The organism is Xanthomonas sp. WHRI 7065 (assembly GCF_040203115.2).
Taxonomy (GTDB): Bacteria; Pseudomonadota; Gammaproteobacteria; order Xanthomonadales; family Xanthomonadaceae; genus Xanthomonas; species Xanthomonas arboricola.
Window position 1 is genome coordinate 3,821,707 of the sequence record NZ_CP168194.1, and the last position, 25,014, is coordinate 3,846,720.

Below are 25,014 nucleotides of genomic sequence, written 5' to 3' on the forward strand. Positions count from 1 at the left end.
GATGCCACTGCAGACTGAAGGCGCTGTCCTGCATGGTGCGCCGCGTGCAGGCAGTTCCGTTCCGGCGCCAGGGGAAAACACATGATCTTCCGTTCTTATCGGCCGATGTCGATCGGCCGCGCCGTTGCTGCGCTCTGCGTTTGTGCACTCGCTCCCGCCGTTGGCGCCGCCACGCTGCTACCGCCATCGATCTCGGCCAGCAGCGACCGCAGCATCGACACACTGATGCCACCGCTGCTACGAACACCTGCCACGGCAAGCATCGCAGCCGTGCGGCGCGATACGCTGCGTACGTCGCTGCCGGCATCGCGTGCATTTCCGCAGGTCACGCGTGACTTCAAGAAGTTCCTGGATGCGCAGGCGCAGCTCGGTTACGCCACGCGTGGTGCCACGGCCAAGGTCAGCAGCCCCAGCGCGTTCGCCGAAATGCAGCGCTATGTGTTCAACCGCTACAACGGCCTGACGGTGCTGCGCAGCGTACACCAGGATGGCAAGGTGTTCGACTGCATTCCGCGTGAGCAGCAGCCGGCACTGCGCGATGGCAGCGCGCCGGCGGCGCCGCCCGCCACCTCGGGCAACATCGGCACCGTCATGCCGATCGATACGGTGCAACGGTGCGACACCGGCAGCGTGCCGCTAGAACGCATCGGCCTGGCCGAGATCAGCAAGCATGCGGATCTGCGCAGCTTTCTGCGTGGCACCACCCCTAGCGTGATTGCGCACAGGCAGGCAGATGCCGCGCCGGCGGCGCAGGAGGCGGCATCGGTGGTGCATTACTACTCCACCATCTACCTGGACACCGCCGGCTCGCCGGTGACCGGCGCCGGCGCCGATCTCAACACGTGGGTGCCGACCGTCACCGCCAACGATGCGCAATCAATCAGCCAGATCTGGCTGGGCGGTTACACCCGCCAGGGCGTGATCCAGACGCTGGAAGCCGGTTGGCAGACACAGCCCGGGGCCGGTTGGGGCACGCGGCCGATCCTGTTTATCTACTCTACCCAGGATGGCTACATCACCACCGGTTGCCACAACCTGGATTGCGCCGACTTCGTGCAGACCAGCACTGCCAACGTGCTTGGTGCAGCACCGGCCGGTGGCTTCAGCACCGCAGGCGGCAAGCAGGCAATGCTGCATGTGGAGTTCCAGCGCAATGCCGACGGCTACTGGTGGTTCGGTTTGAATGGCGAATGGATCGGCTACTACAAGTCCGAGCTTTACGCGGGCGATATTGCCGAGGGCAGCGCGAACATCTTCATCTCTGCGGGCGGCGAAATTTCCACCTGGGATGGTCGTCCCAGCGCACCGATGGGCAGCGGCCGATTTGCCAACGCAGGCTATCGCCAGGCCGCGTTCCAGGCCAACCACTTCTATCGCGATGCGGCGATGGCCACCCATCCCGCGCAGCGCCTGTCGAGCCTGAATGTGGAGCAGCCGTCCTGCTACACGCTGGCGATGGCCGGTTACACCTATCCGTATGCACTGGGCGCAGGCGTCACCCGCACCAGCTTGTCGCCGGAAATGCAGAACGGCGGCTTCTACTTCGGCGGGCCGGGCTGCGCACGCTAAGTTCAATTGAGTGGAGTCAATCGCGCGTACCGTGGCGGTACGCGCGATCGATTACGGCAAGTCCACGCCTGCGCACACCGCCGGGCGTGCATCCTTGAGCGGGCGCACGCCACTGGCGTCGAACTGCAATGCCGCATGCTTGGGCGCAAATGCCGGCCAGGCCGGCATGCCCTTGGTGTTGGGATTGCCACGCTGCACGAACGCGGCCCAATAGCGCTGCAGACTCACCGGCGGCTGGCCGATCGGCAGATCCTTGAACAGGAACGGCAACTCGGCGCTATGCGTGACCTGCCCGCCCGGTGCGGCGGTATCGAACACGTAATGCCACACCGGCACGCCAAGCGCGGCCTGATGCTGGGCCACGGTCACTGCCGGGCAACGGAAGGTCAGATCGGTGGACAGCTGCATCGCTGCATCGCCCTGCCGTGCGGCACGCTGCGCCGCATGCGTGCGCTGCGCCTGCAGCACGGCATCGGCCTGCGCCGGATAGTCGCGACGCAGCCGCGCCTGTGCACCCTGTTTGCCGCCGTATTCCAGCTCCTGCACCACATAGCCGATCAACAGCGGCACCCTGGCCTGTGCACCGTCGGCCAGCAACGCGGCCGGCGCACGCGGCAGCACGCGCCCATCGACGACCGCCTGCAGCCAGATGTAGCCATCGTCATCCAGTGCCGGCACGTCGACATCCTGCCCGGCCTTAATCAGCTGCTCCACCGGCAGCGCGCGCAGCTGCGCCAGACGCGTGGCGGGGTCACCGATACCGGCACGCTTGGCGATCTCCACGCCCAGCGCGCGATTGTCCTCCAGCGAACGCGCCGGCAATCCGAACCCGGCGGTGCCGCTCTGCTCGATCGCCGCCGAAAACAGGCCGCGTGCCAGCGGGCTGAGCATCAGCAAGCCCACATCCTGGCCACCAGCCGACTGCCCGGCGATGGTGACCCGCGCAGGGTCGCCACCGAACTGCGCAATGTTGTCGCGCACCCACTGCAGCGCGGCGATCTGATCGAGCAAGGCGTAGTTGCCGGCGGCTTGATGGTCGCCATTGCGCAGTTCCGGCAGCGACAGGAAGCCGAGCGCACCGAGCCGGTACTGCAGCGTCACCACCAGCATGTCCTGTGCGACCAGGTTGGTCGGCAGATGGCCATCGGCGCCACCGGCCACATTGGCGCCGCCGTGGATCCAGACGAACACCGGCAGCGGCTTGGCCGGCTGCAGCGTTGGCGTCTGCACTTCGACGTAAAGGCAATCTTCCGTACCGCGACTGGCCATGGCGTCGTTCCAGCCCAGCGCCGGTTGCACGCACGGGGTGGCGGCCTGGGTGGCATCGCGCACGCCCGACCAGGCAGCAGCCGGTTGCGGCGGCTGCCAACGCAACGCACCCAGCGGCGGCGCGGCAAACGGAATCGCGCGAAACACCGCACTGCCATCGTCCTGCCACTGCCCGCGCACCAGGCCGTGATCGGTGCGCACCTGTGGCGGTGCGGCAGGCGTGGAGGCCGCTGCAGCATGCGCGCTGATGCTCAACGCACAAGCGGCGGCAAGCAGACCGGCACACAGGCGCATCACGACTCCCCACCCAACGCGCGGGCACGCCAGGCGGCCTGGAACACGGCGGTGGCCGAAGCCACGTTGAGGCTTTCGACCTTGCCGCTGCCGCGGATCGACAACTGCAGGTCGCAATCGCGCGCGAACTGGCGGTCCATGCCCTCGCTCTCCGCGCCCATCACATACACCAGCCGTTGCGGCAGCGCGGTGGCGAACACGTCCTGCCCGCCCTCCACCAGCGTGGCCGCCACTGCGAAACCGGCCTGACGCAGCTGCGCCATCGCCGTTGCGGTGTCGGGCAGTTGCACCAGCGGCACCGCTTCGGCGCCACCTTCGGCCACGCGCGCGGCTGCGCCGGACAGACCCAGCGTGGAGCCGGCAGGCAGCAGCAGGCCGGCCACCCCGAAGTGCGCGGACGAGCGGAGGATCGCGCCGAAGTTGTGCGGGTTGCCCACGCCATCCAGCCACAGCGCCAGCACCGGCCCCTGCGGCAACGCAGCCAGCCAGTCCGGCAACGGCTGCGGGGCGACGCGCAGCACATCGACCACCACGCCCTCGTGGTGCGCGCTGGCGGCAAGCTTGCTGAGATCAGCCTCCTCCACCACGCGGTAACCGATGCGCTGGGCCACGCACCAGGCCAGCAGGGCCTTGAACTGCGGAATGCGCGCCTCGCTCAGGTACAGCTTGCGCACGGCCTCCGGGCGCGCCTTGAACACGGCCTGCACTGCGTTGATGCCGTAAAGCCGCAGCTCGCGCGCGTTGCCGCCGGACGACGAAGCCGCGGACTGCGCAGCAGCAGGCGTGTAAGCCGTTGGCGCCTGCTGTGCCGGTGGGCGCGCTGCCGGTGTGCGCGGCGCGGCGCGGCCCCAGGGATTGTGCGAGGCGCCGGAGCTGCCGCCATCGCGCGGCGGTCGTCCGCCCCGTCCATCATGCTGTGTCATCGTCGTATCCAAGGTTCGTGTTGCTTGCCGGCTCTGCGGGGACGGCATCGCCCCTTCCGCCACCAGCGGTGTTCGTCATCCTGCAGGCCGGCATAGCCGGCGGTGCAGACGCATTGGCGACGATGGTAAGCCACTGGCGCAACGAGCCGTATACGAGGTAGCCGAGGCGCTGCTTTCGAGGCCCTGCAACACAGGGACTCAGGTTGACGTTGACGCTATGCAGGACACGCGGGATCGGTGCCGATGCCGGTGACGGATCTGCGCCAACCCGCAGCGTGCAAATGCGCCTGGCCCACGCGTTCGCCAGCGCACGTGGCCAGGATCAGTCCAGATCGGCCGGCAACTCCACCCGCGCGAACACGCGCAAATCGTGCAGCCCATCCGGCCGCATGATCGCGCAGCGGCTGCAGCCTTCTTCGACGAAGCCGTTGCGCAGCAGCACCCTGGCCGATGCCGGGTTAGTGTCGAGCACGGTGGCCTGGACGCGATAGAGCGGCAAGGTCTGCATTGCCCAGGGCACGTACGCGCCCACGATGCGCGTCATCCAGCCACGGCCCCAGTACGCACTGCCGATCCAGTAGCCCAGCTCGGCCGAAAAGCGTCGCTCGCCCTGCCCCGGACGCACCGCGATCGTGCCGCAGGCCTGGCCGTCGATCTCGATGGCCAGCACCGGATGCTGCAGGTCGACCACGCGTCCGGCCAGGAAGGCCTCGCCATCGGCGCGCGTATACGGATGCGGGAAGCGCTCGCTCAATCCACGCGGCACCAGCGGGTCGTTGGCATGCCGCAGCAAGGCGTCCAGGTCGTCCTGGCGCCAGCGACGCAGCACGAAACCGTCTCCGTTGAGTGTCAGTGATTCGTCCATCGCTTCGGCCCTGTAATGGCTGATGACACCTGGCGAGCAGGCGACGGATGCTTGCGGACGGCGCGCCCAGAACCGCAGTGCGCGCGTGGCACATGCCGATTCGGGACAGTGGGCGCGCGCCTGGCGGTGCACGCTGTCGTCTTGTCAGCTGCTCCGATATGCGCGGTATCGCCACTGCCGATACCGCACACCCGGGCCGCAGGCCGCGGCTCAGCGCTTGGTGGTTTGCGCCTGCTTGAGCGCGGCGCACAGGCGGATGGTCTCGCCGGTCTGCGCCATGCCGCGGTCGGCGCCACTGAGCGTGGCCAGGCGCGGCTTGAAGAACGCATCCAGGCGGTCGGCTTCTTCCACGCTGCAACCGCCGGACGCACCCAGCGCCGGCAATCCGCCGCCGTCGAACGAACCACTGCGCTGCACGATACGGTCGAAGTTGGCGGTGAACCACGGCCACATCGACGCGTGCGAGGCCTCATAACTGTGACCGCGCATCAGCAGGCTCTTCATCTCGCCCACCTTGATCGCATCGGTCAGCGCGAAATCACGCACCTGCTTGAGCAGCGCCGGGTCCTGCAGCGTGCCCAGGGCGGCGATCATGGCGTTGCGCTGCGCCGGGTCGGCATGCGTGCGCAATGCATCGATCAGGCTCTGCACCGCCGGTGCGCCGCGCTCCTGCGCGGTCACCGCCAGTGCGGTGCCGAGCAGATCCGGATTGGCTTTGGAGAAGTCCAGCGCACCATTGCCGCCGGCCAGGACCGCATCGCCCTGCGCCAGCAGTGCATTGCGCACTTCCGCGTTCTGCAGGCGCAGCGCGAACAACCCGGCCAGCGCCGAACGCAGGCTGGTGTCGTCGATCGACTCGCCGCTACGCCGCGTGTAACCCAGCTGACGCAGACGCGGCAGATACGCCTGTTCGGCCGCCTTGCGCAGTACGTCGCGCTGGGCCTGGCTGGTGGCCTGGTAACGCCAGATCCACACGAAGCGGTTCAGCAGCGCCGTGGACACATCGGCCGATTCGGACGGCGCCAACTGCTTGAGCGCTGCCAGCACGGCCTCGCCGTCGGTATCGCCGTGGCGGTAGGCCGCATCGATCGCATCGGCATAGGCCAGCTGTTCGTTGTCGTCGAGTTGGCCGACCTGCTTGCCCAGTTCAGCCAGCTGCTTCTTGGGCAGGCTGAAACGGTAGTAGCCTGCGCCACGCGCGTTCGGGAACACCCAGGTGTTCTTGCCGGCACCGTCCAGCACGATGCTACCGCTGCCGTCTGCGAGCATCTGGCAGGCAGTGCCGACCTGGTTCTTGCCCTTGCCGTACTTGACGCACACCGGCACGCCCCATTGCTGCGCGGTGGAGCCGGTGGAACCCAGCGGCAGATAGCGTTGCTGCTGCAGCTTGACCACGGTCTTGCCGCCTTCGCGGGCGAGCTGGGTCTGCAGATACGGCACGCCCGGCTGATTGAGGAAGCTGCGGAAGGCGGCCTTGAACTCCTCGCCCTTGCCGGCGGCATCGGCGATCGCATCGACCAGATCGTCGGCGGTGGCGCTGCCGAACTTGTGCTTGGCGATGTAGGCGCGCATGCCTTGGCGGAACACGTCTTCGCCAACGAAAGCCTCGAACATCGCCAGCACCGCCGCACCCTTCTGGTAGGTGATGCCGTCGAAGGCGGTCTCGATATCGCCGTTGCCGGTGATCGGCTGGCGGATCTTGCGCGCGCTGACCAGGCTGTCGTTGTCCATCGCATGCTGCGCGCCGCCGATGCGGTCCAGATTGGCGCGGTATTCCGGGTGCAGCTGCATGGTGATCTTCTGCTGCATCCAGGTGGCGAACGCCTCGTTCAACCACAGGTCGTCCCACCATTCCATGGTGACGGCGTCGCCGGTCCACTGGTGGGCCAGCTCATGCGCATTGGTGTTGAAGGAGCGCTGCACGTTCTCGGCCGGCGAGTCCTTGTCCAGCAACAGCAGCCAGTCGCGGAAGGTGACGAATCCGGGGTTTTCCATTGCACCGGCGCTGAAGTCCGGGGCGGCGACCAGATCGAGCTTGTCGAACGGATACCCGAAGGCGTAATAGTCCTCCAGCGCGGCGATGATCGCCGGGGTCTGGTCCAGCGCCGGGGTGATGCGCGGGCCCTGGCCCTTGGCGGCAATGCCGCGCAGCGGGGTCGGATTGGGGCGCTGCGGGGTGGCCGGCATGGCCGGCACGTCCACCACGTCCCAGGGGCCGGCGGCGTAGGCGACCAGATAGGTCGGCAGCGGCACGGTCGGGGCGAAGGTCACCGTCTTCCAGCCCTTGCCGGCCGGCTTGGTCGAGGTGGCGATGGTGTTGGCCAGCGCCTGGTCGTCGGTGGGCACGGTCAGGCTGAGGTCGAACGGGGTCTTGAATGCGGGTTCGTCGAAACCGGGGAACGCGTAGCGCGCGCTGATCGGCTCCATCTGCGTCATCGCATAGGCCTGGCCCTGGTACTTCACCTGATACAGGCCCTGCAGCTGCTGATTGAGCGGCGCGCTGTAGACGATGTCGACGGTGAGCGTCTGCGGCTGCAGCGTGCGGCCGAAATCCAGGCGCACCACACCGGCCTGCGCATCGGCTTGCACGTAGCGTGCGGTCAGCGCCTTGCCCTTGACCGGCTTGACCGTGACCTTGCTGACCTTCAGTTCCTTGCCGTGCAGCCAGAGGTGATCGGAAGCCTGCTTGAGCTGCACGCGGATGCTAGTGCGGCCGCTGAACTCGCTCTGGTCCGGATCGATCTTGAACGACAGGCTGTAGCGCTCGGGCACCGCCCAGGTCGGCAGGCGGCCATTGGGCACCGGCTCGCCGGAGGACTGCGCCAGCGCGGTGCCGCAGCACAGCGCAAGAAGGGAGGGAGCAAGCAGGCAGGCAAGACGACGCATTGGCGATTCCGGGCAGGGTAACCGCCGAAGTCGACCACAGCAGGCCATGACTGTCATGTGACCTTAGTCATTGCACGGCCGACGCGGTGGGGCGCAGACACGCCGCCGCATCGGCGCAGCCGCCCGCCAGCGCGCATTACGGCAGCGGCCACAGCACGAACATGTCCACCACCAACAGCACCAGCGCAATGCTGCCGAACAGGGCTGCGCGCAGGATCGGGCACTGCAGTGGCGCGATGCGGCGTGCTGGTTCGACCGAGCGTTGCCGATGCGTCGCCGGCTGCACGGACGCTACCGCAGTGGCGTCGGGCGGTTGCCCTGTCCCCGGTGTTGCAGCGCGTGCCGAGAGCGCAGCGACATCGCCAGCGCGCGATGCACCGCAATGCGGGCACGGCATCTGCGCAGCCTGCCCCTGCGCAAGCCGCAGCGTGGATGGGTCGTCATTGACGAAAGGCAGCGTCTGCATCGCATGCACTCCTGGGTTGGATTGCGGCGTCCGGTTCGATCACGCGGCAGTGCTGCCGGCGGTGGCGAAGACGCTCCCGGCAAGAAGACACCGGGCTGCGCAGCGTCATCGCATCGATGACGCCACCTGGCGCTGACACGTTCGATGGACACAGCCTGCGCCCCGATGTTTGGGTTTTGTTTGCGATGCAGCCAAATGCAAACGCCGCGATCAACGCCGATGCCGCAGCATCCCCGCTCATTGACCACCGGCAGCAGCGCACCGCTGCCGGTATCACTCAGGCGTGACCGCCTACCGAGGGCGTCTGCGCCTCCAGGGTTTCCAGCTCGCGCGCCACCGCTTCGGGCGACTTGGTGAATGGCGCAATCAGGCTGTAGAACGCCGGCACCACATACAGCGACAGCAGGGTAGACAGTGACACGCCGAAGATCACCACCACACCGATCGTGGCGCGGCTGGCCGAGCCGGGCCCGCCGGCCACCACCAGCGGAATCGCGCCGACCACGGTGGCGATCGAGGTCATCAGGATCGGACGCAGGCGCACCGATGCCGATTCCACGATCGCCTCATGCACGCTGCGGCCTTCGTCGCGCAACTGATTGGCGAACTCCACGATCAGGATGCCGTTCTTGGCCGCCAGCCCCACCAGCATCACGATGCCGATCTGACTGAACAGGTTGAGCGTGCCGCCGGTGACCCACAACCCGACCAGCGCGCCCAGCACCGCCAACGGCACCGTGAGCATGATCACCAGCGGATGGGCGAAGCTTTCGAACTGCGCGGCCAGCACCAGATACACCACCAGCAAGGCCATGCCGAAGGTCAGCAGCACCGCGCTGCCGGACTGCTGGTATTCGCGCGACTCGCCCTTCCAGTCCACCTGCGCATACTCGGGCAATTCCTCGCGTGCGGTTTGCTGCGCCCAGGCGATCGCCTCGCCGAGCGGGTAGCCCGGCGCCAGGCCGGCACTGATGGTGATCGCACGCAGGCGGTTGAAGCGATTCAGGGTGCCGGCTTCGGCCACTTCGCTGAGCGTGACCAGGTTGGACAGCGGAATCAGCTCGCCACGCGTGGAACGCACGCGAATAGCGGTGAGGTCTTCCGGCGCCATGCGGCCTTCGCGGCCGGCCTGCAGCATCACGTCGTATTCCTCGCCGTTGTCCACGAACGTGGTCACACGGCGCGAGCCCATCATCGCCTCCAGCGCGCCACCGATCGCGGTGACCGGCACGCCCAGATCGGCCGCACGCAGGCGGTCGATGTTGACGCGCATCTGCGGGCGGGTTTCCTTGTAGTCCGAGTCCGGGCCGACCAGGCCGGGATTGGCTTCCATGCGCTGCAGGATGCGATCGCGCCACTGTGCGATCTCCGCATAATCCGGCCCGCCCAGCACCAGCTGGAACGGCTGGCCACGGCTGCGCACCAGGCCGCCGCTCACCTGCGTGCGTGCGCGCACGCCGCTGAGCACATTGAGCTTCTGCTGCAGTTCGTCGGCCACCTCGGTGGTCGGGCGCGTGCGTTTTTCCCAGTCCTGCAGAAACACGCTGACCCGGCCTGTATGCATTTCCTCGCTGCTGCCGAAGCCGCCGGGCACGCGCGGGTTGGCCCGCACGATGGGCTTGTCCGGGCCTACGTAAGGGCCAAGGATCGCCTCGACCTGATGCATCTGCCCCACGGTGTAATCGAAACCGGCGCCTTCGGGCCCGTCGATCATGATCTGGAAGTTGCCGCGGTCTTCGGCCGGCGCCAGCTCGGAGGGGATCCGGCCCATCAACCACGCGCTGGCGCCCAGTGCCAACAGCATCAGCAGCGCAAAGATCCAGGTGCGATGCACATGCCGCTCCAGCGAGCGCCCGTACGCACCGGACACCGCCTGCATGCGGCCATCGAACCAGCGATGGAAGCGGTTGGGCCTGGCCTGCCCGTGCGAGCGCAACAGCTTGGACGACATCATCGGCGTCAGCGTCAGCGCCACGAAGGCCGAGATCGCCACCGCCGCGGCCAATGCCACCGCCAGCTCGCGGAACAGGCGCCCGGTATTGCCTTCCAGAAAGCCCACCGGCAGGAACACCGCCACCAGCACCGCGGTGGTGGCGATCACCGCGAAGGCGACCTGGCCGGTGCCGCGCTTGGCCGCCACCAGTGGCGGCTCGCCCAGATCGATGCGGCGCTGGATGTTCTCCACCACCACGATGGCATCGTCCACCACCAGGCCGATACACAGCACCAGCGCAAGCAAGGTCAGCAAGTTGATCGAAAAATCGAACGCGTACAGCGCGATGAACGCAGCGATCAGGCACACCGGCACCGTCACCGCAGGAATCAGCGCCGCGCGTGCGCTGCCCAGAAACACCCAGATCACCACCAGCACCAGCACCACCGCTTCGATCAGCGTGTGATACACGCGCTCCACCGCTGCATCGATGAAGGTCGTGGTGTCGAAGGCAACGAAGATATTGGTGCCCTGCGGCAGCGATTTCTGTACTTCCTCGGCCTGCGCGCGCGCCTCGCGTGCAACATCCAATGCGTTGGCGGTGGAGTTGCGCACGATGCCCAGGCCCACATTGGGCACGCCGTTGCTCTGGAAGTAGGCGCGGCGCTCGGCCGAGGTCAGCTCGACCCTGGCCACGTCGCCCAGGCGCACCACATAGCCGCCCTCGCCCTTGCTGAGCGGCAGCTTGGCAAAATCCTCGGGCTTGAGATAACTGCGCTCCACGCGCAAGGTGAAATCGCGCTGCGCCGATTCGATGCTGCCGGCCGGCAGTTCCACGTTCTCGTTCTGCAGCGCCGCTTCCACATCGGCCACGGTCAGTTCGCGCGCGGCCAGTTGATCGCGGTCCAGCCAGATCCGCATCGCATAGCGCTGGCGCCCGCCGATACGCACCTGCGCCACGCCGTCCAGGCTGGAGAAGCGGTCCACCACGTAGCGCTCGGCGTAGTCGGACAGCTGCAGCGTATCCATCGTGCTGGAGCTCATGTTGAGCCACAGGATGGGATCGGCGTCGGCCTCGACCTTGGAAATCTCCGGCGGGCGCGCCTGGTCGGGCATGCGGTCGGAGACGCGGCTGACCGCATCGCGCACGTCGTTGGCGGCAGCTTCCACATCGCGCGACTGCACGAATTCGATACTGATATCGGAAGAGCCATTGCGGCTGCGCGCCTCGATGGTCTCGATGCCTTCGATGCCGGCCAGCGCGTCTTCCAGCACCTGGGTGATGCGGCTTTCCACCACCGCCGCCGAAGCGCCGGTGTATTCCACGTCCACCGACACGATCGGCGGGTCGATCGCCGGCAACTCGCGCAAGGTCAGCCGGGTGAACGACATCACCCCCAGCACGATCAGCAGCAGGCTCATCACCACCGCCATCACCGGGCGGGTAATGGACAGGTCGGAGAGTTTCATCGTGCTGCCTGCGGGCGCGCCGCTACCGGCGCAGGCGCGGCCTGATCGACCACCTTCAGGCCCGGACGCAGCTTGCCGGTGCCGTCCACCACGATGCGCTCACCGGCCTTGACCCCGTCGAGAATTTCCACCTTGCCGTCGCGGCGCTCGCCCAGGCGCACGTCGGCGCGCTCCACGCTGCTGTCGGGCTTGACCCGGAACACGTAGGACTCGCGCCCCACCTGCACCACCGCAATCTCCGGGATCACCAACGCCTGCCGCGCCGGCTGGAACAGGCGCACATCCAGCAACATGCCCGGGCGCAGGCGACGATCGCCGTTGGGGAAGTCCGCCCGCACCGTCACCGAACGGGTGGTCTCGTCGATGCGCGAATCGATCGCCGCCACCACGCCTTCGAACTGCTCGCCCGGATACGCCGCCGCGGTGCCATTGACGGTATTGCCGAGCTGCACCAGGCCGAACTGCGACTCCGGTACCTGGAAGTCCACGTACATGCGCGCCACATCGTCCAGCGTGGCGATCACCGTGCTGGAGGTGATCAACGAGCCCGGGCTGATCTGGCGGATGCCGAGCACACCGGAGAACGGCGCGCGCACCTCGCGGTCGGTGATTTCCGCGCGCATCTGCTGCACGCGCGCCTGCGCCGCATCGCGCAGCGCGCGTTGCGTATCGACGGTGGATTTGGCCACCAGTTGCTGACCAACCAGACTCAACTGGCGCCGGTACAGCTGGTCGGTTTCCTCGAAGGTGGCCTGGGCGGCCGTCAGTGCCGCCTGCTGCGAATTGCCGCGCAGCCGCAGCAGCAGCTGCCCGGCCTTGACCTCGTCGCCGCTGTCGAAATTGACCTGCTCCACCACATCGCTTACCGCCGCGGTCAGCGCCACCGATTCGCGCGCACGCACGGTGGCGATCGACTGCACGGTCGAGTTCCAGGGCTGGGTGGTCACCGCCTGCACAGAGACCGGGATGGGTTTGGCGGCGGCCGGCGCGGCGGCCTCACGGCTACAACCGGCCAGCGCGACGGCCAACAAGAGCGCTGCGCCGAAACGCGCGCTGGGTCGAACAAGCATCAGAACATCCTGGCGGGGTACGTCGAAAGTTTAACGACCTAGCCGCCATGGAGTTGACAGAAAGGGCGTGCTTTGCACCATGACCAAAGACCCTTGCTGTCGTCGGCGCGATGCGCTGGTCAGCGCAGCCACCGACACGGCGGCGTGGCTGCCGGACGGACGCGGCCACCGCTCGGCCGCTGCATGTACGCATTCATGCATGGCGGCTTCGCGTTGCACACACCCACCTGACGCCTGCCGCTATGTCCTGTCAGCCCCGCTCAGCGTTCCAGCCCGAGAAACTCGAGCACATGACGCGCCAGCGCCTCTACGTTCTCACCATCGGCGTGAAGATGGACCTCCGGCGCCTCCGGGGCCTCGTAGGGCGAATCGATGCCGGTGAAATTGGGAATCTGCCCGGCCCGCGCCTTGCGGTACAGCCCCTTCACATCGCGCGCCTCGGCGACCGCCAGCGGCACGTCCACGAACACCTCGACGAACTCCCCGGCATCGAAGCGCTCGCGCGCCAGTTGCCGCTCGGCGCGGAACGGCGAGATGAAGCTCACCAGTACGATCAGGCCGGCATCGGCCATCAGCCGCGCCACCTCGGCCACGCGGCGGATGTTTTCCACGCGGTCTTCGTCGGTGAAGCCCAGATCGCGGTTGAGCCCGTGGCGCACGTTGTCGCCGTCCAGGATGAAGGTGTGATAGCCCAGCGCATGCAGGCGCTTGTCGACCAGGTTGGCGACCGTGGACTTGCCCGCGCCCGACAAGCCGGTGAACCAAAGCACGCGCGGGGCCTGGCCCTTGATGCGCGCGCGCGCGGCGCGGTCCACGTCCAGATGCTGCCAGTGCACGTTGCCTGCGCGGCGTAGCGCAAACTCCAGCGTGCCGGCGGCCACGGTGGCATTGCTCTGCCGGTCGATCAGGATGAAGCCACCCAGCACGCGGTTGCGCGCGTACGGCGAGAACGCAATCGGCTCATCCAGCGCCAGATTGCAGTAGCCCACCTCATTGAGCTCCAGCCGCTTGGCGGCCAGCCGCTCCTGCGTGTTCACATCGACCTTGTGCTTGATCTCGCTGATGCTCGCGGTGACCGTGCGCGTGCCGATCTTGAGCCAGTACGGGCGCCCCGGCAGCAAGGCGGCATCGTCCATCCACAGCAGATGCGCGGCGAACTGGTCGGCCACTTCCGGCGGGTCGTCGACGGCGGCAATGATGTCGCCGCGGCTGATATCGATCTCGTCGCGCAAGGTCAGCGTGACTGCCTGGCCGGCGCGTGCGCTGTCCACCTCGCCGTTGGCATCCAGTACGGATGCCACCTGCGTGCGGCGCCCGGACGGTACCACCACCACTGCATCGCCCACCCGCACCTGCCCGGCCGCGATGGTGCCGGCGTAGCCACGGAAGTGCTGATGGGGGCGATTGACCCACTGCACCGGCAAGCGGAAGCCGCTGCCGGCTTCCGGCGTCTCCACGTGCACGGTGTCGAGATGCTGCAGCAGATGCGGGCCGCGGTACCACGGCATCCGCGTCGATGGGCTGGACAGATTTTCGCCAGCCAGAGCCGACAGCGGAATGCACTGCACATCGGCGATGCCCAGCTGTGCGGCCAGCACGCGATAGCCCTCGGCGATGTCGGCGAAGACCTGCGCGTCGTAGTCCACCAGGTCCATCTTGTTGACCGCCAGCACCACGTGGCCGATGCCCAGCAACGACACGATGTAACTGTGCCGGCGCGTCTGCGCCAACAAGCCCTTGCGCGCATCCACCAGCACCACCGCGACATCGGCAGTGGATGCGCCGGTGGCCATGTTGCGCGTGTACTGCTCATGGCCGGGGCAGTCGGCGACGATGAACTTGCGCTGGTCGGTATCGAAGTAGCGGTACGCCACATCGATGGTGATGCCCTGCTCACGCTCGGCGGCCAGCCCATCCATCAACAACGCATAGTCGATACCCTCGCCCTGCGTGCCATGCCGCCGGCTATCGCTTTCCAGCGCGGCAAGCTGATCGTCGAACAGGCGCTTGCTGTCGTACAGCAGGCGCCCGATCAAGGTGCTCTTGCCATCGTCCACGCTGCCGCAGGTGATGAAGCGCAGCAGCGGCTTGGCTTCGTGTTGATGCAGGTAGGCGCTGATCGCGCCGGGAATCGGGAGTGGGGAATCGGGAATCGCGAAGGCGCCCTCCTCCGTCGTAACGTCTGCAGCAAACTGCTGTTGCGAATCCCCAATCCCGAATCCCGATTCCCTGCCCATCAAAAATACCCCTCAAGCTTCTTCTGCTCCATCGACGCACCTGGCGCATGATCGATCATGCGGCCCTGGCGTTCGGAGCTGGTGCTGACCAGCATTTCGGCGATCACCGCTTCCAACGTGTCTGCGGTCGATTCGATCGCACCGGTCAGCGGATAGCAGCCCAGCGTGCGGAAGCGCACCGAGCGCAGTTGCGGTGTCTCGCCGTCGTGCAGCGGCAGGCGGTCGTCGTCGACCATGATCCAGGCGCCGTCGCGCTCCACCACCGGGCGCGGCGCGGCGAAATACAGCGGCACCACCGGTATCCGTTCGCGGTAGATGTACAGCCAGATATCCAGCTCGGTCCAGTTGGACAGCGGAAACACGCGTACGCTTTCGCCGGGTTTGGTGCGCGCGTTGTACAGATTCCACAACTCCGGGCGCTGGTTCTTGGGGTCCCAGCGATGACGCGCGTTGCGGAACGAGAACACGCGCTCCTTGGCGCGCGATTTCTCCTCGTCGCGGCGTGCCCCGCCGATCGCCGCGTCGAAGCCGCCCCGCTCCAGCGCCTGCTTCAGGCCCTGGGTCTTCATGATGTCGGTATGCACTGCCGCGCCGTGGCTGATCGGGCCGACGTCCTGGGCGATGCCGTCGGGGTTGATGTGCACGCGCAGGTCCACGCCGGTCTCGGCCGCGCGGCGGTCGCGGAAGGCGATCATCTCGCCGAACTTCCAGCGCGTGTCCACATGCAGCAGCGGGATCGGTGGCGGCGACGGCGCGAACGCCTTGAGCAGCAGATGCAGCAGCACCGAGCTGTCCTTGCCCACCGAATACAGCATCACCGGGGCCCGGAATTCGGCGGCGACCTCGCGCAGGATGTGGATGCTTTCGGCCTCGAGCCGATCCAGGTGTGACAGGGGCAGCAGAGTCATCAGGGTGTCGTGGGCGTCGGCGGGCAGACCAGCCGATGGTAGGGCAAGGCGCCGCAGTGTGTGGCGCGGGCCGCCCGCACCCAAATAAGCGGCCGGCATAACGCGATAACGGCTCATCCTTTCTGGCCGCGGCAACGCTTCCCTAACATCACTGGTCTCATCAACCGCCCTGGATCCGAATGACCGCCGCCAGTTCCGCGCTACCGCCCAGCCCCTTGCCCGACGAGCGCAAGGCGCTGCTGGAACGGTTGGTCGACGGCCTGGATGCCGCATCGCTGTGGTGGCTGTCCGGCTACACCGCCGGACTGGCACAAGGCCAGCCGCCGCGCGCGCTGGCGGTGTTGCCGGGCGGCCAGCCGCACGCGCCGGCACAGGAAAGCCAGCGCCTGACCGTGCTCTACGGCAGCCAGACCGGCAATGCACGCCGGGAGGCCGAGCAACTGGCGGCCGAGGCCGAGGCCGCCGGACTGAGCGTGCGTCTGTTGCGTGCCGACCAGTACCCCACCCGCGAACTGGCCAGCGAGCGACTGCTCTACGTGGTCATCAGCACCCAGGGCGAAGGCGACCCGCCGGACGATGCGATCGGGCTGGTGGAATTCCTGGCCAGCCGCCGCGCGCCCAAGCTGCCCGAGCTCAAGTACGCGGTGCTCGGCCTGGGTGACTCCAGTTACGCCGATTTCTGCGGCATCGCACGCCGCATCGACGACCGCCTGGCCGAGCTTGGCGGCAGCCGCGTGCAGCCACGCGGCGAAGCCGACCTGGATATCGACAGCGTCGCTGCGCCCTGGCGCACGCAGGCGCTCAAGCACGCACGCGAGCAGCTCAGGAGCGGCCCGCCATCGGCCACCATCACGCCGTTGCGCAGCAGTGCAGCCGCACCGGCCTGGTCGCATCAGCAGCCTTTCCCTGCCGAATTGCTGGCCAACCAGATCGTCAGCGGGCGCGACTTCAAGGGCCCGCAGTTCCGCGTCTACGCCTTGCCGAGCAAGCGCGTGCGCCATCTGGAATTTTCGCTGGAAGGCAGCGGGCTGAGCTACGAGCCCGGCGACGCGCTGGGCATCCGCCATCGCAATCCGCCGGCGCTGGTGGATGCGGTGCTGGAGACGCTGCGCCTGGACGGTCATGCCGCGGTCACCGTCGGCGAAGAGACTCTGGCCCTGCACGAGTGGCTGGCCACCCGGCGCGAACTGACCAAGCTGTCGCGGCCGCTGCTGGCCGCACATGCCGAGCGTGCGCGCGCCGACGAGCTGCAAGCGCTGCTCGCCCCGACCCAGACCGCCGGCCTGGCGTCATTGCTTGCCGATCACCAGTTGATCGACGTGCTGCGACGCTGGCCGGCGGATTGGGACCATGCCGGCCTGCTGGCCGCGCTGCGTCCGCTCACCCCGCGCCTGTACTCGATCGCCTCCAGCCGCAAGCGCGTGGGCGAAGAAGTGCACCTGGTGGTGGACGAACTCACCTACCAGGCGCACGGGCATGCGCACCTGGGCTCGGCCAGCGGCTTTCTGGCCGCATTGCGCGAAGGCGACACCGCACCGGTCTACATCGAGCCGAACGCGCGCTTCCGGCTACCAGCCGATACCGATCGCGACATCCTGATGATCGGCCCGGGCACCGGCGTGGCGCCGTTCCGCGGCTTCGTGCAGGAACGCGCCGAAACCGGCGCCAGGGGCCGCAACTGGCTGTTCTTCGGCGCCCAGCATTTCAATACCGATTTCCTGTATCAGGCCGAATGGCAACAGGCCTTGCAACGCGGCGAACTGCACGCACTGGAAGTCGCGTTCTCGCGCGACCAGGCCGAAAAGATCTACGTGCAGCACCGCCTGCGCGCACGCGGCGCCGAGGTCTACGCCTGGCTGCAGGGCGGTGCGCATCTGTACGTGTGCGGCGCCATCGGCATGGGCAAGGACGTGCACGCCGCCCTGCTCGACATCGTCGCCACCCACGGCGCACTCGATGCCGAAGCCGCTGCTGCGTATCTCACTCGATTGCAGGTGGAGGGACGGTATGCGCGTGATGTCTATTAGTGCTGGGAATCGGGAGTGGGGATTGGGGATTCGTAATTGCGGGCTCCCCGGGTCTGGTTGTTGTCGTGCTGCTGCTTGTTTGTTTTTGCCAATCCCCAATCACGAATGCCGAATCCCGTCATGAGCCACTCCGTCGAAGACATCAAATCCGAAAGTCGCCGTCTGCGCGGGTCGCTGGAACAGAGCCTGGCCGATGCGGTGACCGGTGCGTTGCGCGAGGACGATCAGACCCTGATCAAGTACCACGGCAGCTATCAGCAGGACGATCGCGACATCCGCGATGAGCGGCGTCGGCAGAAGCTCGAACCGGCGTATCAATTCATGATCCGCACCCGTACGCCGGGTGGAGTGATCTCGCCCACGCAGTGGCTGGCACTGGATGGCATCGCCACGCGGTACGCCAATCATTCGCTGCGCATCACCACGCGTCAGGCGTTCCAGTTCCATGGCGTGATCAAGCGCGAGCTCAAGGCGACCATGCAGGCGATCAACGCCACCTTGATCGATACGCTGGCTGCCTGCGGCGATGTCAATCGCAATGTGCAGGTCGCCGCCAATCCGCTGCTGTCGCAGGCGCATGCCACGCTGTATGCCGATGCCGCGCGGGTGTCCGAGCATCTGTTGCCCAACACCCGTGCTTATTACGAGATCTGGCTGGACGAAGAGCGCGTGTCCGGCTCCGGCAACGAAGAAGAGCCGATCTACGGCGACCGTTATCTGCCGCGCAAGTTCAAGATCGGTTTCGCCGCGCCGCCACTCAACGATATAGACGTATTCGCCAACGACCTGGGCTTCATCGCGATCCTGCGCGACGGCGAATTGCTCGGCTACAACGTCAGCATCGGCGGCGGCATGGGCGCCAGCCATGGCGATGCGGAAACCTGGCCGCGCGTGGCCAATGTCGTCGGGTTCGTCACCCGCGATCAGTTGCTGGAGGTGGCCACCGCCGTGGTCACCACCCAGCGCGACTTCGGCAACCGTGCGGTGCGCAAGCGCGCGCGCTTCAAGTACACCATCGACGATCACGGCCTGGACACCATCGTGGCCGAGATCGAACGTCGTGCCGGCTTTGCGCTGCAACCCGCCAGGCAGTTCGCGTTCGAGCACAACGGCGACCGCTACGGCTGGGTCGAGGGCGACGATGGTCTGTCGCATCTGACCCTGGCCCTGCCTGCCGGGCGCATCGCCGATACCGACACCGCTGCGCACCTGAGCGGCCTGCGCGCGATTGCGCAATTGAACGTCGGCCAGTTCCGCATGACGCCCAACCAGAACCTGGTCATCGCCGGCGTGCTGGCCAGCGAGCGCGCGCGCGTCGATGCCCTGGTCGCGCACTACGGCCTGGATGCCGGCAATCGCGCGCCCACCGCGCTGGCACGCGGCGCAATGGCTTGCGTGTCGCTGCCGACCTGCGGGCTGGCGATGGCCGAGGCCGAACGCTACCTGCCCGATTTCAGCGCGGCCCTGCAGCCGGTGCTGGAGCAACACGGGCTGGCCGACACCCCGATCGTGCTGCGCCTGTCCGGCTGCCCGAATGGCTGCTCGCGCCCGTATCTGGCCGAGATCGCGCTGGTCGGCAAGGCGCCCGGCCGCTACAACCTGATGCTGGGCGGCGACCGCCGCGGCCAGCGCCTGAACACGCTGTACCGCGAAAACATTACCGAAGCGGACATTCTCGCCGCACTGGAACCGTTGCTGGCGCGCTATGCGGCCGAACGCGATCAGGCCGGCGACGAAGGCTTCGGCGATTTCCTGCATCGCAGCGGCCTGATCGCGTTGCCGCCCTACCCCACACACCGTCACCTCGACCTGGAATTGCTCGCATGACCGCGCTGCCTGCTGCATCGATCACTGCGTCCGCGCTGGACGACCTGGACGCGCTCAACGCGCAACTGGAAGGCCTGCGCGCCGACGAGCGCGTGGCCTGGGCCCTGCAACACGGTCCGCAGGAGGCGGCACTGTCGTCCAGTTTCGGCGCGCAGTCAGCGGTCACGCTGCACCTGCTCACCCAGCAGCGCCCGGACATTCCGGTGATCCTGATCGATACCGGCTACCTGTTTCCGGAAACCTACCGGTTTGCCGACGCACTGGCCGACCGGCTCAAGCTCAACCTCAAGGTGTACCGCCCGCTGGTCAGCCGCGCCTGGATGGAAGCGCGCCACGGCCGTCTGTGGGAACAGGGCATGGTCGGCATCGACCAGTACAACAACCTGCGCAAGGTCGAGCCGATGCGCCGCGCATTGGACGAGCTTAACGTAGGCACCTGGTTCACCGGCCTGCGCCGCAGCCAGTCCGGTGGCCGCGCACAGACGCCGATCGTGCAAAAGCGCGGTGAGCGCTACAAGGTCAGCCCGATCGCCGACTGGACCGACCGCGACGTGTGGCAATACCTGCAGGCGCACGACCTGCCCTACCACCCGCTATGGGAACAAGGCTACGTGTCCATCGGCGACTTCCACACCACACGCCGCTGGGAACCGGGCATGCGCGAGGAGGACACGCGCTTCTTCGGGTTGAAGCGCGAATGCGGCATCCACGAGGACATCTGAGCGCGGCGCAGCGCACGCTCATTACGAAGCGGGCCTGCACCACTACGCGTCAAGTTTGCCGGTGGGCACACCGCCAAGCGCATCCCTGCCTCGGCGCGTCCGCAGCGCATTTGAGGTGACGCGCACGTGCTCATGGCGCGGGAACAGGTGCCCGACTGCGCTGCATCCAGTAGCGATCGAACAGCCACATCAGCAACAGCGACACCCCGACCAGCGGGAAGATCAGCCCGCAGATCACCAGCAGCACCAGCAGACCGCGCAGCGTGCGCGGATCGGCCGGCAATGGCGGTACGCCCAGGCCGCCGACCGGGCGACGTTTCCACCACATTACCGCCGCGCTCACGCACAGCAGCACGATCGCCGCGCAGGCCAGCAACAGGATCACCTGATTGGCAGTGCCGTATTGCTGGCCCAGATGCACGTTGATGCCCCATTCCAGCGCGCGCCCCACTGGCCCGTAATCGCGATAGCGCATGTCCAGCAGCACCGCACCGCTGTACTGATCCAGATGGATCACGCGCTGGCGCTGCAGGTCGGCCGGATAGACCGAGGCGGTGTACACCCCGGTGGCGCCACGCGGTGGCGAGACGCTGTAGCCCGGTACGATGCCGAGCGCATCGAACCGCGCCATCGCCGCATCCAGCCCGATTGCACCGTGACCGGGCGCAGCGACATTGCCGGTGCCGCCGTGCGCGGCATGTTCCGACTGCACCGCATGTTCTGACGGGCTTGGCTGTCCCGCGTGTCCCGAATGTTCCGAATGTTCCGAATGTTCCGAATGTTCCGAATGTTCCGCATCCGCCAGCGTCACATCCACCCGCCCGTCATGCAGACCCTCATCCACCCCCGCGGCTCCACGCCCAGGCACCGCTGACTCCGGCACACGCGCCTGCCGCAACGACCACGCCGGATCGGTCGTCTCGGACAAACGCTGTTGCGACATCGGCTGCTGCACCCGCACACCGGCCGGATACCCGAAATCCTGCCCATTGACCCAGCGATTGACCTGCGCGCCCCACAGCCACGACCACGGCATCCCAGTCAGCGCCAGGAACAGCAACACCGCCCCGACGCCGGCACCGGTGACCGCATGCAGATCGCGCCAGAACAGCCGCTGCCCCGGCGTGCCGCGCACGCTGACCACCCCGCCGCGGCGCCCGCGCGGCCACCACAGATACACACCGGTCAACACCAGCACGATCGCCCAGCCCGCCGCCATTTCGATCAGGCCGCGCGCAAGCGGCCCGATCAACTCAAGACTGTGCAACCGGCGGATCGTCCAGGCCAGGGTGCCGTGCTCGGGCAGCGCGCCGAGCACGTGTGCGCGATACGGGTCGACATACACCACCTGCCGCACAGCGTGCGTGTCGACCAGCCCGATCTCGGCACTGGCATCGGCACGTGCGGGCGTGGTGTAACGAAACAAGCTGCCGCCATACCTGCGCTGCGCCGCATCGACCAGGCGTTGCGCAGACACCCGCCGCTCGCCCACCGATACGACCTTCAAGCCATGGTGCACGCTGCGGTCGATCGCATCCTGGTACAGGAATGCCGCACCGGTCAGCGCCAGCCAGACGATGAAGGGCAGCACCAGCAAACCGGCATAGAAGTGCCAGCGCCACACCGCGCGATAGAAGCGCCAGCGGCCATCCCGGCGCGGATCGGTGACGCGGCCATCGCCCATGATTGCGCGCATCAGAAGCTCCAGTCCCAGGACAGCGACAACGCACGTCCATCGCCCGGCGAATAGCCGGAACTACCGGTGTCGTACCACGCATACACGTACGCGCGATCGGTGACATTGCGCAGCTGCAGGCTGAGCGCGTTGCGTGCATCCAGGTTCCAGCGCGCGCCCAGATTGAGCAGGGCGTAGCCACCGGTGCGCCCCAGGGTATTGCTGCGCTCCAGATAATAATCGCCTTGCGCATTGCCCCAGGCGCTCAGCTGCACCGCCGCGGTGAGCTGCCATTCCAGCCCGGCGGTGGCCAGCCAATGCGGCACGTTTTCGATCTCCTTGCCGCGCGTGGCCGGCGCACTCGGGTCCGGCGTGGCGATGCTGGCCTTTTGCCGCGAATACGACATCCAGGCCCGCCAGTGTTCGGCCGGCTGCAGGTTCAGTTGCGCATCCCAGCCGCGCCGCAGCGTGCGCCCGACATTGGCTACATCGCCGACACCGGCCACGCCATTGACGCCCAGGATGGTGGCGACTTCGCCGGAGGCGCGTTGCTCCCAATACGCCAGGCGGCCGTCCATCAGCGCCGATGGCGCGAACTTGAAACCGGCCTCCCAGCCGTCATTGATCGACGGGCGGAGATTTGCCGGCTGGCGCCGATACGCGCCATCGCCGCTGCCGATCTGGAAGCTGCGCCCCCAGTTCGCGTACACGCTGCTTTGCCCGGCCAGCCGGTAGCTGGCACTGAACTTGGGCTGCTTGATGGTGCCGTAGTCGTACGTCGGTGCGTAAATGCCGGCACGCACATCGTGCAGTTGCCCATCGACACGGTCGATGCGATAGCCCGGCACCAACTGCAGCCGCTCGACCGGGGTCAGCACCGCCTGTACGTAGGCCCCGCGCGTGCGCAGGTCGTAATCCCAATCGCGCAATTGCGCGCCGCGCACCCGGGCCACGGTGCGGTAGCGCTGCGACTGATTGTCCTGCCACTGCGCATCCACGCCGGCTTCCAGATTGGCCACCAGCGCGCCCCAATCCGGCTGCCAGTTGCCGCGCAACAGCAGGCCGCGGTGTGTCTCGTCGGTATCGCGTTCCTGCTGCAGGCCGGCTGCGGAAAAGCGCACCCAGCGCCGATTGCGGTAATCGTTCTGGTAGGCCTTGGCGCTCCACTGCGTAGCGGCGCCCAGCGTGCCGTCCGCGTGCAACGCGGTCTGCCGCAGCTGGCGTTCGCTGCGATCGTCCTGTGCATACGCCGGAGAACTGCGTGGCGCCGCGCGTGCGCTGGCCGCATCCAGATAGCCGGCTTCCAGTGCGTGATTGTCGTAGTAACGCGTGGTGAGCCCGGCACGGAAGCCGCCATCGGGGTCGGTATAGAACCACTTGCCGGCCACGCTGCGTTTGCGCGCGTCGGCGTGTTCGCGATAACCATCGGAATCGCGCCAGGCCAGCACATAGTTCTGGCTCCATGCGCCATGTTCGAAGCCCTTGCCCAACTGCACCTCGCGCGCACCGAAACTGCCCGCCGTCACGCTCAGGCGGCCATCGTTGCCGCCGGTACGGGTCAGCACATCCACGCTGCCGGCGATCGCATGCAGACCGTAGCGCGCATCGTTGGTGCCGCGCACGATCTCGATTGCGCTGATGTCCTGCGCAAACACCGCGTCCAGATACGGCATGCCGCCGGCATTGTCGTTGCTGGGGATGCCGTCGATCAGCAGCTTCACCGCATTGATGCGTCCCTCGCCATTGAAACCACGGAACGAGAACCGCCCCGCATCGGTGCCCATGCGGAACTGGGTGACCTGCACGCCCGGCGCACGCATCAACAGCTCCCAGCTGTAGTCCACGTGCTGATCGTGCAGCAGCTCGCCACCGATCACATCCACCGAACTCAGCACGCGTGCCGTGCTCGGGCTGCGCTGGGGTTGCGCGCTCACCTGCACCTTGCCCAGGGTCAATGCCGCATCCTGCGCCTGCACAGTGCACGCAGGCCCCCATACCAGCGCCAACGATGGCGCGTACCACAGCGTTTTCAATAATCGCAACCGCATGACCAACCCTTCGCCGTGCCGGCACGGCAACACCGCCGTGCACCGCGGCAACACAGCGGGCACAGGCATCACTTCAGGAGAGCGGGTCGTCCATGCAACTGCATGCGGGCGCGCCGGAAGATCCGGCACGCAATCGCTACAACGCAACGGACGCCCGCGATGGGGCCAGACTCACGCGTACAGCGGCGGCCCACGTGCCCCGAGTGCGGCCCAGCGCACCGTCGATGTTGCGCGCGCCTGCCTGTGCACCGGCGCCGGCGCCGGCCGCGCTTGCAGCAGGCACAGCACCAGCAAGGCCAGCCAAGGCAGCAGACGCGCGGCCAGCACGCAGTAATCGCAGGCTTCACCATGCGCGCCTGCGTGGTCGCCGGTGTGCGGCTTGGCGGGCGTTGCAGCGGCGGCGTGATGGTGCGCGGCCGTCTGCGCCGGCACGGCCTGATGGTCCGCATGCAGCGACCCGCCTGCGTTCAGCGCCGGCCCGCTCATGCACATCGGCTCGGGCGACTGCGCCTGGCTCCAACGGCTGATCAGCGGCGCCACCAGCATCAGCAGCACCGCCAGACAGGCGAGCAAGTGCAGGCAAGGGTGGCGGCGGAGCGAAGGCATTGCGCGAGTGTAAGCCGCCGCATGCCGCGGGGGCGATGGTGGCGGCCGGTGCGCGACCGCATGTCGCACCCGTCGGCAGCGGTCGACCTGCCGGACCGCAGCCCAGTGACGCGCGTTCTGGTCGGGCGACATCTGCCGGCCTGATCGCGAAAATCGCCGACGCACAGGTACAACCCTGAAGGGTCGATGCACCGCCGTTGTCGAGGTCGGTAGTCACAG

16 protein-coding genes and 1 other RNA gene are annotated in these 25,014 nt (G+C 67.3%); 4 read left to right on the forward strand and 13 right to left on the reverse strand.

Going from position 1 to position 25,014, the window contains the following annotated elements:
• The first annotated feature begins 81 nt into the window (after nucleotides 1-81).
• On the forward strand, nucleotides 82-1,569 hold the full coding sequence (locus tag ABQY64_RS15955) for a neprosin family prolyl endopeptidase (protein WP_349779520.1): 1,488 nt from the start codon (nucleotides 82-84) through the stop codon (nucleotides 1,567-1,569).
• Between the two features lie 51 nt (nucleotides 1,570-1,620).
• Here the strand turns inward: ABQY64_RS15955 and ABQY64_RS15960 are convergent, their stop codons facing one another.
• The 10 genes from ABQY64_RS15960 to cysD all read right to left on the reverse strand — a co-directional run bounded on the left by ABQY64_RS15960 (nucleotide 1,621) and on the right by cysD (nucleotide 15,890).
• Nucleotides 1,621-3,135 carry a carboxylesterase family protein gene (locus tag ABQY64_RS15960; RefSeq protein ID WP_349779519.1) on the reverse strand — a complete coding sequence of 505 codons (1,515 nt, stop codon included), beginning with the start codon at nucleotides 3,133-3,135 and terminating at the stop codon, nucleotides 1,621-1,623.
• A complete protein-coding gene (locus ABQY64_RS15965; protein WP_115511503.1) occupies nucleotides 3,132-4,055 on the reverse strand; it encodes a TrmH family RNA methyltransferase in 924 nt (307 codons plus the stop codon). The genes ABQY64_RS15960 and ABQY64_RS15965 overlap by 4 nt, the downstream gene beginning before the upstream one ends.
• Nucleotides 4,056-4,377: 322 nt before the next feature.
• Nucleotides 4,378-4,920, reverse strand: a complete 543-nt coding sequence (locus ABQY64_RS15970; protein ID WP_349779518.1) for a GNAT family N-acetyltransferase — start codon at nucleotides 4,918-4,920, stop codon at nucleotides 4,378-4,380.
• Nucleotides 4,921-4,937: 17 nt separating this feature from the next.
• Nucleotides 4,938-5,014: non-coding RNA, sX9 sRNA (locus tag ABQY64_RS15975), on the reverse strand.
• Nucleotides 5,015-5,130: 116 nt separating this feature from the next.
• Complete coding sequence (locus tag ABQY64_RS15980) at nucleotides 5,131-7,806, reverse strand: M1 family metallopeptidase (RefSeq protein WP_349779517.1); 2,676 nt, start codon at nucleotides 7,804-7,806, stop codon at nucleotides 5,131-5,133.
• Nucleotides 7,807-7,942: 136 nt separating this feature from the next.
• Nucleotides 7,943-8,272, reverse strand: coding sequence for a hypothetical protein (locus ABQY64_RS15985; RefSeq protein WP_104573754.1), 330 nt, complete (start codon nucleotides 8,270-8,272; stop codon nucleotides 7,943-7,945).
• A gap of 277 nt (nucleotides 8,273-8,549) precedes the next feature.
• Nucleotides 8,550-11,675 (reverse strand): efflux RND transporter permease subunit, encoded by a 3,126-nt coding sequence (locus ABQY64_RS15990; RefSeq protein WP_024940307.1) that lies wholly within the window; start codon nucleotides 11,673-11,675, stop codon nucleotides 8,550-8,552.
• Nucleotides 11,672-12,745, reverse strand: coding sequence for an efflux RND transporter periplasmic adaptor subunit (locus ABQY64_RS15995; RefSeq protein ID WP_349779516.1), 1,074 nt, complete (start codon nucleotides 12,743-12,745; stop codon nucleotides 11,672-11,674). Before ABQY64_RS15995 ends, ABQY64_RS15990 begins: the two co-directional genes overlap by 4 nt.
• A gap of 260 nt (nucleotides 12,746-13,005) precedes the next feature.
• The gene (cysN, locus tag ABQY64_RS16000) at nucleotides 13,006-14,982 is read right to left on the reverse strand and encodes a sulfate adenylyltransferase subunit CysN (RefSeq protein WP_349779515.1); all 1,977 of its coding nucleotides are present in this window, start codon (nucleotides 14,980-14,982) and stop codon (nucleotides 13,006-13,008) included.
• Nucleotides 14,982-15,890, reverse strand: coding sequence for a sulfate adenylyltransferase subunit CysD (cysD, locus tag ABQY64_RS16005; RefSeq protein ID WP_349779514.1), 909 nt, complete (start codon nucleotides 15,888-15,890; stop codon nucleotides 14,982-14,984). Before cysD ends, cysN begins: the two co-directional genes overlap by 1 nt.
• A gap of 179 nt (nucleotides 15,891-16,069) precedes the next feature.
• Here cysD and ABQY64_RS16010 point away from each other — a divergent pair, with 179 nt between their 5' ends.
• From ABQY64_RS16010 to ABQY64_RS16020, 3 genes are all read left to right on the forward strand, one after another.
• Nucleotides 16,070-17,917: an assimilatory sulfite reductase (NADPH) flavoprotein subunit gene (locus ABQY64_RS16010; RefSeq protein ID WP_349779513.1), complete on the forward strand. Its 1,848-nt coding sequence runs from the start codon at nucleotides 16,070-16,072 to the stop codon at nucleotides 17,915-17,917.
• A 120-nt stretch (nucleotides 17,918-18,037) separates the two neighbouring features.
• Nucleotides 18,038-19,744 (forward strand): assimilatory sulfite reductase (NADPH) hemoprotein subunit, encoded by a 1,707-nt coding sequence (gene cysI, locus ABQY64_RS16015; protein WP_374151304.1) that lies wholly within the window; start codon nucleotides 18,038-18,040, stop codon nucleotides 19,742-19,744.
• Nucleotides 19,741-20,466: a phosphoadenylyl-sulfate reductase gene (locus ABQY64_RS16020; protein WP_024940721.1), complete on the forward strand. Its 726-nt coding sequence runs from the start codon at nucleotides 19,741-19,743 to the stop codon at nucleotides 20,464-20,466. Before cysI ends, ABQY64_RS16020 begins: the two co-directional genes overlap by 4 nt.
• 130 nt (nucleotides 20,467-20,596) lie before the next feature.
• Here the strand turns inward: ABQY64_RS16020 and ABQY64_RS16025 are convergent, their stop codons facing one another.
• The 3 genes from ABQY64_RS16025 to ABQY64_RS16035 form a co-directional block, all read right to left on the reverse strand.
• Nucleotides 20,597-22,162, reverse strand: a complete 1,566-nt coding sequence (locus ABQY64_RS16025) for a PepSY domain-containing protein (protein ID WP_349779511.1) — start codon at nucleotides 22,160-22,162, stop codon at nucleotides 20,597-20,599.
• Nucleotides 22,162-24,165: a TonB-dependent receptor gene (locus ABQY64_RS16030; RefSeq protein ID WP_349779549.1), complete on the reverse strand. Its 2,004-nt coding sequence runs from the start codon at nucleotides 24,163-24,165 to the stop codon at nucleotides 22,162-22,164. The genes ABQY64_RS16025 and ABQY64_RS16030 overlap by 1 nt, the downstream gene beginning before the upstream one ends.
• Nucleotides 24,166-24,360: 195 nt before the next feature.
• Complete coding sequence (locus ABQY64_RS16035; RefSeq protein WP_349779510.1) at nucleotides 24,361-24,795, reverse strand: DUF2946 family protein; 435 nt, start codon at nucleotides 24,793-24,795, stop codon at nucleotides 24,361-24,363.
• Between the last annotated feature and the right edge of the window lie 219 nt (nucleotides 24,796-25,014).